General features: G+C 62.5%; 9 protein-coding genes. 3 read left to right on the forward strand and 6 right to left on the reverse strand.

All coding sequences use genetic code 11. The features are described from left to right. Window positions 1-3: 3 nt before the first annotated feature. The 3 genes from B9A19_RS04670 to B9A19_RS22465 all read right to left on the reverse strand — a co-directional run bounded on the left by B9A19_RS04670 (window position 4) and on the right by B9A19_RS22465 (window position 1430). Complete coding sequence (locus B9A19_RS04670; protein WP_084089398.1) at window positions 4-873, reverse strand: hypothetical protein; 870 nt, start codon at window positions 871-873, stop codon at window positions 4-6. A 79-nt stretch (window positions 874-952) separates the two neighbouring features. Further along, entirely contained in the window at window positions 953-1228 is a 276-nt protein-coding gene (locus B9A19_RS04675; RefSeq protein WP_084089400.1) for a hypothetical protein, read from the reverse strand. 58 nt (window positions 1229-1286) lie between these two features. After that, complete coding sequence (locus tag B9A19_RS22465) at window positions 1287-1430, reverse strand: hypothetical protein (RefSeq protein WP_176216774.1); 144 nt, start codon at window positions 1428-1430, stop codon at window positions 1287-1289. 198 nt (window positions 1431-1628) lie between these two features. Between B9A19_RS22465 and B9A19_RS04680 the strand changes: the two genes are divergently transcribed. Next, the gene (locus tag B9A19_RS04680; protein WP_084089402.1) at window positions 1629-3338 is read left to right on the forward strand and encodes an ankyrin repeat domain-containing protein; all 1710 of its coding nucleotides are present in this window, start codon (window positions 1629-1631) and stop codon (window positions 3336-3338) included. 19 nt (window positions 3339-3357) lie between these two features. Here the strand turns inward: B9A19_RS04680 and B9A19_RS04685 are convergent, their stop codons facing one another. Next, the gene (locus B9A19_RS04685) at window positions 3358-3810 is read right to left on the reverse strand and encodes a hypothetical protein (RefSeq protein WP_084089404.1); all 453 of its coding nucleotides are present in this window, start codon (window positions 3808-3810) and stop codon (window positions 3358-3360) included. A gap of 437 nt (window positions 3811-4247) precedes the next feature. On the opposite strand from B9A19_RS04685, the gene B9A19_RS04690 reads away from it, so the two are divergent. Together B9A19_RS04690 and B9A19_RS04695 are read left to right on the forward strand one after the other, a co-directional pair. Beyond that, complete coding sequence (locus tag B9A19_RS04690) at window positions 4248-5975, forward strand: ABC transporter permease (RefSeq protein ID WP_084089405.1); 1728 nt, start codon at window positions 4248-4250, stop codon at window positions 5973-5975. A 138-nt stretch (window positions 5976-6113) separates the two neighbouring features. Then, on the forward strand, window positions 6114-7427 hold the full coding sequence (locus B9A19_RS04695) for an ABC transporter ATP-binding protein (protein ID WP_084089406.1): 1314 nt from the start codon (window positions 6114-6116) through the stop codon (window positions 7425-7427). Between the two features lie 176 nt (window positions 7428-7603). Here B9A19_RS04695 and B9A19_RS04700 read toward each other — a convergent pair whose 3' ends face one another. After that, the gene (locus B9A19_RS04700) at window positions 7604-8857 is read right to left on the reverse strand and encodes a hypothetical protein (protein ID WP_139798657.1); all 1254 of its coding nucleotides are present in this window, start codon (window positions 8855-8857) and stop codon (window positions 7604-7606) included. A 135-nt stretch (window positions 8858-8992) separates the two neighbouring features. Then, the gene (locus B9A19_RS04705; RefSeq protein WP_084089408.1) at window positions 8993-12496 is read right to left on the reverse strand and encodes a Dyp-type peroxidase; all 3504 of its coding nucleotides are present in this window, start codon (window positions 12494-12496) and stop codon (window positions 8993-8995) included. Between the last annotated feature and the right edge of the window lie 224 nt (window positions 12497-12720).

Raw genomic sequence — 12720 nt, forward strand, 5'->3', positions numbered from 1 at the left:
TCATCATTCCAGCAAGTCTTGTACTGGGCATCCTACGGGCAGCTTGGCGATTGTAGGGAAGTGCATGCCAAAGCAAGCAGTCCCGATGGACCACTCCATTGCAACGGCACTTTCGATGCTGCACCAGGTGCTTATCACTTGGCTGGCCCGGGTTTGATCCAGCTGCAATATGCCAATTTTCTCCAGCCGCAGCCTAGCTGCATGGACAGCTTTGGGTATACAGATGGTTGCACCCTCGGTTTGCAGGTGCAGCAGCAAGTTGGCGTGCCTGACATCGTCGAGGGTTGGGCGCCGGTCCGGCGCAACCGTGATCGAGGCCAGCGCGCACCAGGGTAGCCAGTCATAGGCTCGGCCATGAGCGACCACGAGCAGCGCGCCCCAACCGTCGCTGGCGGGAGAACAAAGCGGGTTTTCCTTGACCCATGCGTTAGGCACCTGCCCGCCATAGGTGGGAAAGGCGTAAACCTCTCCTTGAAGCAGTACTGGTGTCGGTGGCTTGGCGTTGCTGGGCTGTTTACGCAGCGGACGCGGGCTCTGCAAGCGGGCCAACAGCGTGTCCAGCTCGGCGCGTTGTTTGGCGGCTTGCCGTGCGGTGAGTTGGGGCCATGCGTTCTCAATCAACTTTTCATTGATGCTTTGCAGCGCAAAGTCGAGCACTTGCTGGCTGAACAGACCGCGTTTTTCGAATTGATCTGCGAGAACCAGCCACATGGCGGCACCATCCTCGTCTGCGAGCGAGAAAGCGCCGAATTGGGCCAATACGAGCGCAAGAATGCGTTCCCCGTCAAAGGGGAACCGGGACAGTTGCGCAATACAATTCTTCAAGTCCAGCGCGGCATCACTGTCATACAGGTTCGCTCCCCAGGTTCCCATTCAAGATTTCCAGGCTGGTGGAGCCAATAGAGTCAGACAAGCTGTCTTGGCATTAATCTGTGAGACCCCGCGCACTACGCTATTTCTTTTGCGCATCCATCCACTTGCGCTGCGCTTCAATCGCCTCGCCGATGGTGACCTTGTCATCCGACGTCTTGCCGCTGAATGCCTCGGCCAGCTTGGTGCGGACCAGATAGCCAGCCAGCAGCTTCTTTTCCTCATCCGGCAGCTTCTCGGTGGCCGACTTGAGGGTGCTGTCCCATTGGCTCATGTCCTTGGGAATCACCACATCATGCGGGTTGGAACAGGCGGCCAGCAGCAGGGCGGTGGCGGCGGCAATAAGGATGCGTTTCATTGATCTTGTCCTTTCAGGCATGGCTGCGGCACACGGGTCTGCAGCGGTGGAATGTCGTTCAGTGATGCAGGAACAGCCGGCTGGTGATGTATGCGGCAACCGCTGCCAGCGCATAGACCAGGAAGGTCTTGCGGCGTTTTTGCGGTGGGGCTGCCTGCGGGCCGGAGGGGGTCTGCGCGAAGTCTTGTTCGGGCGTGCTCATCGCTTAGGCTTTGCTGGATTGACCAACTGCGTCAGCATACTGAGACACGGTTTTTCTTTCAACTTTGCAAAAGAAAGTGATGTATTTTTGAAAGTTAACATGCCGTGCTATAGTGCAAACTGCACGGAACCCAACCCACAAATGCAGCAGTTGCATGCATCTGTGCGGCCATAACCCGCCCGCCCACGGGCCTGAACCATGTGGATACATCATTACGCTGCTGACGACCGCCTGGCGGGCGTGGCAGCCAAGTTGGCCGCCGGCGTGCCGGTAGATGCCCGCTTTTACGGAATGACCCCCTTGATGCTCGCTGCCCAGCGCGAGCTGGCCAGCCCGGCCATGTTGCAACTGTTGCTGGATGCTGGCGCAGACCCCAACGCAGGCAACACGCGGAAATACGACCATGGTGCTACGCCTTTGGGGTATGCGTTACGTGCGGGCGATCAAACCAAGGTTGCGCTGCTGTTGGCGGCCGGGGCGAATGCTGCGGCGCTGAGTGGTTGGGGGCGTAGCCATACCGCAGAAGCCATACGTTTTCGTCCAGGATCAGGCCATGCAGCAAACCTGCCGCTGCTGCGCTTGTTGTTCGGCCCGGCCGGTGGCCTGGACATGGCGACAGCCGGGCCCGATGCGTTGCTTGCTGCCAGTGCAGATGGGGACATCGCCACCCTGCGCTGGCTGTTGGCCGCTGGCGTTGACCCGGTTGCAGCCGAATGGACGCCGCTGATGCGGGCCATCATTGATGGCGATATGGCTCAGTTTGAAACCTTGCTTGATGCCGGTGTCGATCTGGAAGCCCGCAACCGCAGGAAGCAAACCGCTTTTCTGGTCGCGGTGATGGCGGGTGAGTTTTCCATGGCACAAAAGCTGTTTGCTGCCGGTGCCGTTGTCCCCGTGCCCGATTACATGAATCAGAACGCGCTCAATCTGGCTGTGCGAGCAAACCATCTTCCCTTGCTGGAATGGTTGATCGGCCTGGGTTTGCCGCTGGACGGAGAACACCCGGTTGGCGGCTCACCACTCGCTACGGCTGCCGAAGCAGGCCACTTGCAGGCAATCAGCCTTCTGGTGGCGGCTGGCGCTGATCTGCACGCGCCTGCGGTGCTCGGTGACGAGGCGATCGCAGCCGCGTCCACACTGCAGGTGGTGCAACACTTGCTGGCCTTGGGGGCCAATCCGAACGCAATCAGCGTAAAAATGCGCGCCGCATTGACTGGCGTGCCACGCCTGCACGGCTTGTATGTCAGGCGGCAGGATGGCCTGCAACGCCGCTTTGGCAGCGCCAACCCGGAAATCATGGAAGAACCGGGATGGCAGGCGATGCTGGCCTGCGGCTGGCCAGCGGAAACCGCGCGGAAATTCGTTCGTCGGGAGGAGATGCGCGAGGTCTGGACGTGGCGGCGCTTTGGCTGCTCGATCACCCTGCTGCCGAATGGCCGGGTCATCGAGATCGCTGGCGAGCATGAGGACTACTACCACCACGATTTCTGTATCTTCAATGACGTGGTGGTGCACCATCCGGATGGCCGGCACGTGATCTACGGCTATCCGCGTGATCTGTTTCCGCCCCGCGATCAGCACAGTGCCACGCTGGTCGGTGACCATATCTACATCATCGGCGGGCAGGGGTATGCCGGCGATGATAGTTTCAGGCATACCCCGGTCTACCGCCTGCATGTCGACAGCTTGCAGGTAGAGGCGCTTGATTGCAGTGGCGAACCGCCCGGGCGACTGATCAGGCATCGGGCCCGCTGGCATGATGGCGCCATAGAGTTGATGGGGGGCGAACTTTTGCTGGCCGACGAGCACGGCGAAATGGATTACCGCGCTGACCACGGCCGTCGTTACCGGCTCGATCTGGAGCGTTTGCACTGGACGCGACTGCCGGATCAAGTGCCAACCAGTTAGGTTGAAGGACCGCAGCCCTTCAGCGCGCCTTGGCTGCCTTCTGCCTGGCGGCAGCCTTGGCTTTGCGATGAGCGCGTACCCAGAAATAGAGCCAGGGCGAGGTCAGTACAAGCCCCAGGAGCGGCATGAACAGGGAGAGGGGGATGTCGTGCGGCTTGGTGCTGGTTGCTTCCAGCACCAGTCCACCCACCAGCAGCGAGCCCACCGGCAGCAGCACCATAAAAAACAGTACGCTGTGGCGCAGCCACGCTTTGTCGGTGCGTTCCAGGCTGGATATCGCCTGCACCCGGTCGATTGACGCGCGGAACGGGTCATTGGGCTGGAAGATATAGGGTTGTTCTTCCAGCGGCTCCGGTGTGTCGGATTTTTCGGCTGCGCGCGTGGCCGGCGTGCTGCTGGCTGCCCGGCTGGCCAGGATGTGGTCGTCGGGCACTTCAACATAGAGATTGCCGAATTCAAGTTTCTTGCTCATGCGCCCAGGATCCTCTGGCGAGTGGGGCAGGCACGGCCTTGCCGCTGATATGGGATACGCTACAGCTTGCCATTTGTGAAAGAATTCCGGCAAATCAAGCTGTATCGCACTGATCGAAAAACGACAATGCGGCCACTCACCATCGCCGTGGCCCCACGCAGGGGGTGTCCGGCGCAGTGGCATATGAAGGACAGCAATGCCGCAGCCAGCCCGCTAGAATTGTTACGAAAACATTTCGTCACATCGCTGTCACGCCCGCTGGACAACCGTGCGGGACAATAAAGCGTTACAGGGCCAAACACGCTGTAAGCGTTATCGATAAACCGTTGGCCTTATCGCGCAAACCTGCCACGCATTGTTGCGTGTGCTTGGCTTGCCCAGGATCAGGCCATGGGCGCTGCCGATGGCGTCAAACGTACGTCTTCTTGAGTTTTTGCATGATCAAATTCCAATATCTGCCCCGTCAGGTGGTTGAATCCAGCGGTAACCGCTGGGACTGGGCGCTGCTGCCCTTGGTGCTGGCAGTGCTGGTGCTGATGGCCTTCGGCGCTCGCCAGATGGCGCATCCGTATCAGGTGGGGGCGCCGCTGCCCATCTCGCTCGATACGCTCTATCTGCCGTATTACCTGCTGCGTACCACCTTGCGCATGTTCATTGCGCTGGCGGCATCACTGGTGTTTGCCTGTGTGTTTGCCGCGCTGGCGGCCAAAGTCCGTGCGGCCGAGAAGGTGCTGGTGCCGCTGCTGGACATCCTGCAATCCATTCCCATTCTTGGCTTTCTGTCGATTACCGTCACCGGCTTCATCGCGCTGTTTCCGGGCAATCTGCTAGGCGTGGAATGCGCGGCGATTTTCGCCATCTTTACCTCGCAGGCGTGGAATATGGCGTTCTCGCTGTACCAGTCGCTGCGCACCGTGCCGGGCGAGCTGAAAGAGGCGTCGCGCATCTTCCAGCTGTCGGGCTGGCAGCGTTTCTGGCGGCTGGAGCTGCCGTTTGCCATGCCGCAGCTGCTGTGGAACATGATGATGTCCATGTCCGGCGGCTGGTTCTTCGTGGTGGCGTCCGAGGCGATTTCTGTCTCCAACCAGAACATCAAGCTGCCGGGCATTGGTTCCTACATCGCTACCGCCATCGAGGCGCGCGACATGGGCGCCATCGGCTGGGCCATTGCCGCCATGGCCATCGGCATCCTGCTGTATGACCAGCTGTTCTTCCGCCCATTGCTGGCCTGGGCCGACAAGTTCCGCTTCGAGGCCGATGGCAGCGAGGCCGGCCAGTCGTCCTGGCTGCTCACCCTGCTGCGCCGCACCGACAAGCTGCAGACGCTGGTGCGTGCCGCTCTGCGTGTGGTGGAGCGCTCGTTCAGCCTGTTCCGCCGCGAATACGATGGCACATCCATCCGCGCCCGCCCGCAGCCGCCCAACGAGCTGTGGTCGCGCGCGTGGGATGCGGTGATTGCCGCGCTGGTGCTGTTTGCCGGCTGGCGGCTGGTGAACTTCATCCTGGGCGAAGTCGGGCTGGCCGAGGTGGGGCATGTATTCGTGCTGGGCATCTACACCCTGATCCGTGTGCTGGTGCTGATTGCACTGGCGGCGCTGGTGTGGGTGCCGGTGGGCATCTGGATCGGCATGAACCCGCGCTGGGCCGAGCGGCTGCAGGCGCTGGCGCAGTTGCTGGCGGCCTTCCCGGCCAACCTGATGTTCCCGCTGGCGGTGATGTTCATCGTCCACTTCAAGCTCAGCCCCAATCTGTGGCTGTCGCCGCTGATGGTGCTGGGCACGCAGTGGTACATCCTGTTCAACGTGATTGCCGGCGCCTCCAATATTCCCACCGAGCTGCGCTATGCCTCGCGCAATCTTGGCCTGAAGGGCTGGTTGCGCTGGAAGCGCTATCTGTTGCCGGCTGTGTTCCCCAGCTTTGTCACCGGCGCGATTACCGCCAGCGGCGGCTCGTGGAACGCCAGCATCGTGGCCGAATATGTGAGCTGGGGCGATACCACGTTGCAGGCGCAGGGCCTGGGCAGCTATATCGCGCAAATGACTACTGCCGGCGACTTTCCGCGCATTGCGCTGGGCATCGGCGTGATGTGCGTGTTCGTGATGGGGCTGAATCACTTTGTCTGGCGCAAGCTGTACAGCCTGGCCGAAGACCGCATGCATTTCTGATCCTGCCCGCAGACATCCGCTGGCGTTGTTGCAGGCGCTTGCCGTACCGAATGTACTGTCTGTGCCTGACCAGCGAATGTCTGCCTCCGGGAATGGGGTGCAGTCGCCTTACTTAAAAGAATGGAAGTTGGAAACACCATGACCGCCAAACTGATAGAACTGAAAAATGTCGCCAAGCGCTTCAAGTCGGCCGACGGCAGCGCCCGCTCGGTGCTGGAAGGCGTCGACTTCGAGCTGGCTGATGGCGAAATCGTGGCGCTGCTGGGCCAGTCCGGCTCGGGCAAGTCCACTTTGCTGCGCATCATCGCCGGCCTGATTTCGGCCGATGGCGGCGAGGTGAAATACCGCCAGCAGCCGCTGTATGGCCCGGCCAACGGCGTGAGCATGGTGTTCCAGTCGTTTGCGCTGTTCCCGTGGCTGACGGTGCAGCAGAACGTCGAGCTGGGGCTGGAAGCACGCGGCGTGAGCCAGGATGAACGCGCCAAGCGTGCCGAGGCCGCCATCGAGCTGATCGGCCTGTCGGGCTTTGAAGGCGCGCTGCCGCGCGAGCTCTCCGGCGGCATGAAGCAGCGGGTCGGCATCGCCCGTGCGCTGGTGATGGAGCCGGACGTGCTGCTGATGGACGAAGCATTCTCGGCGCTGGACGTACTGACCGGCGAGCAGCTGCGCGACGACATGCTGGAACTGTGGGACGGCAAGGACACACCCATGCGCGGCATGCTCATCGTCTCGCACAATATCGAGGAAGCGGTGCTGATGGCTGACCGCATCCTGATCTTCGCCAGCGACCCCGGCCGCGTGCGCGCCGAGCTGCGCATCTCGCTGCCGCGCCCGCGCGATGCAGACAGCGTTGAAGTCCGCGCGCTGATCGATCAGGTCTATGCCTTGATGACCGCCCGCGCCCCGCGTGCCGGCAAGGCCACCGAAGAAGCGGTCAGCCTGCACCTGGGGTACCGCCTGCCGGAAGCCGACGTCAGCCGGATCGAGGGCCTGCTGGAATTGCTGGCCGACGACCCCTTCCACGGCCGCGCCGACCTGCCGCAACTGGCCGAAGAAACCGACCTTACCGACGACGAGCTGCTGCCGGCCGCCGATGCGCTGCACCTGTTGGGGCTGGCGCAACTGGCCCATGGCGACATCGTGATGACCCCGCTGGGCAAGCGTTATGTGGAAGGCGAGGACGTGCGCCAGGAAGTGTTCGGCCAGCAACTGCTGGCGCATGTGCCGCTGGCCGCGCATATCCGCCACAGCCTGGAGCAGGAACCGTCCGGCGAGCTGCCGGAAGGCCCGTTCCTCAAGCTGCTGCGCGAATCGCTGGATGCCGAAGAAGCCGAACGCGTGCTCAAGGTCGCCATCGAATGGGGCCGCTATGGCGAGGTGTTCGAGTACAACTACCACACCGGGATGATTCATCTGCCCGAGGGTGAGGATGAGGACGAAGGGCAGGGCTGACGCCAGCAACGGCCAGCAAACCCCCGCTGGCTGTGCTCACTTGCCCTGCGACTCGCGCCGCGCGGTTCCCACGCCTTGCCAGGGCTTTGCCGCTGCCCAAGGGCAAGGCCACACCGAGTGGCATGCGACTTGTAATATGAGCTGGCAGCAAGCCCTGCTGCCAGCTCAGTCCAGCCTTACTGGAAAAACGCCGGGCAAGTACTCGGCAGCGAGGCGCTGGCAATGCCCTCGCAAGTGTTCTTGAAGGTCAATTCGCCGTCCTTGCTGGTGCTCAGCTCCCACACCGTGTCGTAATCGTCAAAGCTCCAGGCCGGGATCTGGCTGGCGGCTTGCGGGTTCTGGTAGATGGTGGTGAACAGGTATTTCACTGCTTTCTCGATGTGCGCGTGTTCCCAGCCCACCAGGATGCTGTTGCCGCTGGCAGCATGCCTGAAGTAGGGCGAGTCACGGTTGAACAGCGATTGAGCGAGGTCGGCAGCGTCGTTCCACTGGAATTCGGCCAGGGTCAGCGGCAGGTCGTGCTGGATGGCGAACGGCGCCACGGTGAGTGACGGGCGAATATACGAGCAAGTGCCGCTGCAGCCGATGATGTTGGCCGGGTTGGAGGTAAAAATGTAGTCCGGCTTGCGGTCGCGCATTTTCTCCAGCAGGCGTGCATTGGCGCCGAGTGCACGCCACTGGCCCTGGCAGACGTAGTTGCCGTTTTCAAAATTGCCGCTCGGGTGAGCCTCGACGTGGCGCACCAGATAGACCGATTGCGCGGTGTACGGGCGCAGGTCTTTCGGTGCCTTGGCGTGGATTTCCACCGGGGTTTGCGGGCAGGCGCTGCGCAGGCGCAGCGGTGCCAGCGGGTATTCCTTGGCGTCGGGAGTCTGGTCGTCATAGCTGCTGAGCGCAAATGGCTGATCGCGGCCGGACAGCACTACGTATTGATGCGCGCCCTGCAGGTCGACGGATGAGTTGCTCAGGCTGCCGACAAACTGTTGCAGCACGTCGGCCGGCATGCTCAGGATATAGGTGCCGCGCGGCTGGTTGGCGACGATCTGCTGGGCAAACCACGCCGGCGAGTTGTAGGCCGAGGCATCGCCCGGCTGCAGCTTCTGCACCGAGACGCCCAGGTTGTTGAGCAGCGCATATGGCTCGATGCTCTCCAGCGTGGCCATATTGTTGGCGTCGCCCGCCATGGTGAGCGCGTACACCTGCTGCACCTGATTCATGCGGCCGGCGGTCAGGCTGTTGAGCTGCTGGCCGATGCGCAGCGCGTGGTTGAGGCCCGTCACCGACAGGTTGTTGCCCTTGCCGCTCTGGCTTTCCAGTTGCGGAATCAGCACGAAATTCCAGTCGTTGGCATTGAGCGGCGGTTGCGATTGCGCCAGGGCGGTGCCGGCCAGCAGCCAGCACAGTGCCAGCAGCAGAATGCGTATCTTCATGAGCATGTATTCCGAAGCGAATGAGCGGAACAGCAGCCATTGCCTGCAAGGGAATGGCTGCCGGGGATAGCAATGAAGCTGTGGCGGATGACAAAACCCGGTGCAATGTTGCCGGCCGGGTTTTGTCGGCCACGTTTACGGCGTGAAGTACTGGCGGCGCTGATGCTGTTCCTGATGGGCCGGGAACATCGCTGCATAGAACTCGGTCCAGCCACCCATGCGCACGCGTACCAGGTTGTACTGCTCCGGGTCTTGCGATGCGGCCTGATAGGTGCCGAGGTCGGCGCAGGTCAGCGTGATCAGGTTGGAGCCGGTTTCGCCACGTGCATACGCCTTCACGAAGCGTTGCAGATCAGCCAGCGGGAAGGTTTCGCTGATGTTCATGTCCACCGGCGAGGCGTTGGACAGCCCATACTCGATGGCCTCGCTGCGATAGCTCTCCAGCGACTGATAAATGTTGCGGAAGGCAGGCGCGGCCGGCAGGTCTTGCGGGGCCGGTACCGGCGACAGGTCGGACGCAATCGGCATGCCGTTGCGGCGACCATCGGCCGAGGCACCGCAGGGCAAGCCATCGCCCACATAGCCCTCGAAGGTACCGATACCCGGCGTGACCACGAACTCGAACTGGCCGTAGGTGCTCGCAATGCCGTCCAGCACCGGCTTGAGTGCCGGGTTGGGCTTGCGGATCACGTCCACGCACAGCGCCACCATCTTCTCCATCAGCCAGTTGCCCAGCTCGTTCACCTCGGCATTGCCGCTGCCCCACTTGGGCAGCGCCAGTGCGGTGTTGCGCCATTCCTGATAGCGGCGGCCGCGTTCTTCGGCATCGGCCGGGCCCATCAGCGTGTTCTGGTAAGGCTCGATCATGGTGTAGCCCCAATCGTTGATCAGGCAATCGAGCAACTCGGGCAGGGTGGTGATGGCGGTAGCCGGATCGAACACCAGCTTCTTGATCGCAAACAGCGAATCAATGGCATTGGATGCACCGACGCACAGCGGGGCAATCATGTGGAAGCGTGCGCCGGCATTGGTCAGATCGCGGCCGGAATCGACGCAGCCATCGATCAGGTTGGACAGCAGCGGGCTGGGGCAGATGCCGCCCAGATTGCCATAGGCACCGAGGATGACGTTGTAGCTCTGGATCACCAGCCATTCCAGCTGCTTGAGGAACTGCGCCTGCAGTTGCTCGAAGCTGGTGATCTCCTCGACGTGCGGTGAGCGGAAGGTCTGCTTCAGGCCGCGCAGGTACACCGGGCCGGCCGAGCCATAGGTGGCGCCCTGGTTCAGCGCCTGCTCCAGCGCTGTCATTGGTGTGACGTTGTTGAAGGCGAACTCGGTGGCACCGGCCAGCATGGGTTCGTAGCAGCCGTCGGCGGCATAGTCGCGTGACCACGCCAGCGAGACTTCGCTGCCCGAGCGATGCAGCGCTTCGCACAGGCGATCATCGTTATACAGAATGGGGTGTGCGCCACCGGCCAGCAGCGAGCGTGCGGCCTCGTCCAGGTACTCGTCCGGCATGTCCTTGTATACACGCAGCGACAGCGTTGGTGCGTTCACCGGAATGCGCCGCGCGGCCTTCAGGCACAGCAAGGTCACCGGGTTGGCGCCGCCTTGCGGCACGGCGCTGTCGTTGGGCAGATAACCGCCGACGGTGATCTGCTGCACCCACTGGTTGATGCCGCCACCCTGCGGGAAGTTGCCGCCCAGGCCGCACACGGCTGTGGTGCCGTAGTTCACGTAGTCGGTGATGTTGGCACGGTTGACGAAGGCGTTCTCGCCGATCTTCAGCCACAGGCAGTCGATGATTTCCTGTGCGCGTGCGTCGTCCTCGTTCGATTGCTGCAGCAACGGCCACAGAATCTGGTCCAGCCGGCCCAGCGCGGTCAGCTCGCCCACCAGATGCAGGCAGCAGTGGAAGGAATAGATCAGCTGCACGCCATCGTGGAAGCTGGCCGGTTTTTCAGTGACCAGCCGGCGCAGCCGCGCGGCCACGTCGTGCATGTTTTGCTGATCGGCAGGCTTGGCCTTGGCGGCTGCGGCATCGGCCAGCGTGGCCCAGTTGCGCAGATAGCCCTGCACACCCTCCAGCGACCAGATGGCCGATTGATAGAAATCCGCCTGCGCGGCATTGCCGCTGGCTGCCTGCAGCTTGCTGTGCAAGGTGGCCAGCAGCCCACCCAAGCCCTGCTGCACCAGCACGCCATAGTGCGGCACCACATGGCCCATGGCCGACCATTCGTTCAGCTCACCCTTCAGCCATGCAGCAACGGTTTCGTCTTCGCTCAGGTAGGGCACCACTTCCTTGCCACGGCCGAGCGTGAAGTCGGGAATGATGCCAACGATCAATTCTTCCGGGTAAATGCGCAGCAGTTCGTTCTCGTGCGCGATATGCGAATTGGGGCCGGACAGCAGGCTGTCCAGCGTCTTCTTGTTGGCCATGCCCTTGCGCAGCGCCGCCGAGCCGCTCAGTGCCTTGACCTCGTCGCCCTGCACCAAGGTGGAGAGCTGCGGCAGGCGCGGGAAGGGCTTGCGGTCCAGCCAGCCGTCATTCCAGTGCGAGAAGGCGCGGCCCAGGAGCGACAGCAGGCGCGCATTGGGCGGATCGCCCGCCACATAGTTGCCGGCGGCCATCTGGTGCAGATAGTCCTGCGAGTTGTAGAACATGTAGCCATTGGGGCTGCGCACGCGCCAGTGCGGGTCTTCGTAGGCATCGCGCGGATGGTCGACGGCCGGCACGGCCAGCTCCTTGGCGGCCGGCACATACCAGTAGGCACCGGCAATCCCTTGCACCACGCTCATCAGGCGGTCGGCCGGGCGGTCGGGCATGTCGCCCATCAGATGATGCAGGATGACCTCGAAGCGTTCCTGCTCGTTACAGAAGGCGACGAACATCAGGCCGTTTTCGCGCGCGGCGCTGCTGGCATGCTCGCCAAACGGCAGCGCCTGGCGCAGCAACTTGCGGTTGTCGCCATTGGCATCCAGCACGTGCGCGCGGTGGATGTGTGCATTGGTGGCGTTCTGCGGCAGGATGGCGCCCGTGGTGTCGCGGCCCAGCATGGCGTCTTCGGTATCCGGGGCCATGGCGCTGATGCTGGTCCAGTCGAACAGAAATTTCTGCGTAAAGCCGAACGCCGCGCCACGGTATTCGCCATCGACGAGGATGTCTTCGGCCAGGCTGATCGGGTCATTCGGGTTGGTGATGCCATCAAGATAGCGGCCACCGATCACGCGGCCATCCGGGCGCTTGCCCACCGGCAGGATATCGAGCTGCGAGGCCAGTCGTTCCAGCTCGCCACGGAAGGGGGCGATCAGCGCGGCAGCCACGGCCGGGTCGGTGCCCTTGAGGTAGAGCAGTGCATCGCCGCCGGTATCGCGCAGCTTGGGCGAGTGATTCAGCACCTTGCGGCTGACGGGGATGTGCCGATCATTCCAGCGGCCCCACAGCTCGGGCGAGAACGCAGCCACCAGGCCACAGCCCTCGCCGGCGGCATCGGCCGCTGCAGCCAGATCGCGCACCAGCTTGAGCAGTGCTGCGTGGGTTTCAGGGTCATGGTGGCGCAGGGTCAGCGTGACGACCTGGCCAAAAATGGCGGGAACAAGCAGGCCGCGCTGGGCGCCTTGCAGAATCTCGGTATACATCGTGACTCCTGAACGGGGACGTGGAGGAAAGGGGCAGGCAGGTCCGCGCTGCTGTCTTGCGGCAGGCTGGATGAGGGGCTAAAACCCTTGGCGCTAGGTGTAAGTCAGTGGCGTTTAAAACGCAAGACAATCGCTGTAATGGTTGCGTTTATGCGAAAGGAATACGGCGGTAGCGTGAAGCTGCTCACGGCGGGGCACGCCAGCGCTTGACGCCGGCAGCACAA

This window comes from Andreprevotia lacus DSM 23236 (assembly GCF_900176275.1).
Lineage (GTDB): Bacteria > Pseudomonadota > Gammaproteobacteria > Burkholderiales > Chitinibacteraceae > Andreprevotia > Andreprevotia lacus.

Coding starts and splice junctions, on each gene's coding strand:
- B9A19_RS04670 (WP_084089398.1), bottom strand. CDS start 873: ATGGGAACCTGGGGAGCGAACCTGTATGACAGTGATGCCGCGCTGGAC.
- B9A19_RS04675 (WP_084089400.1), bottom strand. CDS start 1,228: ATGAAACGCATCCTTATTGCCGCCGCCACCGCCCTGCTGCTGGCCGCC.
- B9A19_RS22465 (WP_176216774.1), bottom strand. CDS start 1,430: ATGAGCACGCCCGAACAAGACTTCGCGCAGACCCCCTCCGGCCCGCAG.
- B9A19_RS04680 (WP_084089402.1), top strand. CDS start 1,629: ATGTGGATACATCATTACGCTGCTGACGACCGCCTGGCGGGCGTGGCA.
- B9A19_RS04685 (WP_084089404.1), bottom strand. CDS start 3,810: ATGAGCAAGAAACTTGAATTCGGCAATCTCTATGTTGAAGTGCCCGAC.
- B9A19_RS04690 (WP_084089405.1), top strand. CDS start 4,248: ATGATCAAATTCCAATATCTGCCCCGTCAGGTGGTTGAATCCAGCGGT.
- B9A19_RS04695 (WP_084089406.1), top strand. CDS start 6,114: ATGACCGCCAAACTGATAGAACTGAAAAATGTCGCCAAGCGCTTCAAG.
- B9A19_RS04700 (WP_139798657.1), bottom strand. CDS start 8,857: ATGAAGATACGCATTCTGCTGCTGGCACTGTGCTGGCTGCTGGCCGGC.
- B9A19_RS04705 (WP_084089408.1), bottom strand. CDS start 12,496: ATGTATACCGAGATTCTGCAAGGCGCCCAGCGCGGCCTGCTTGTTCCC.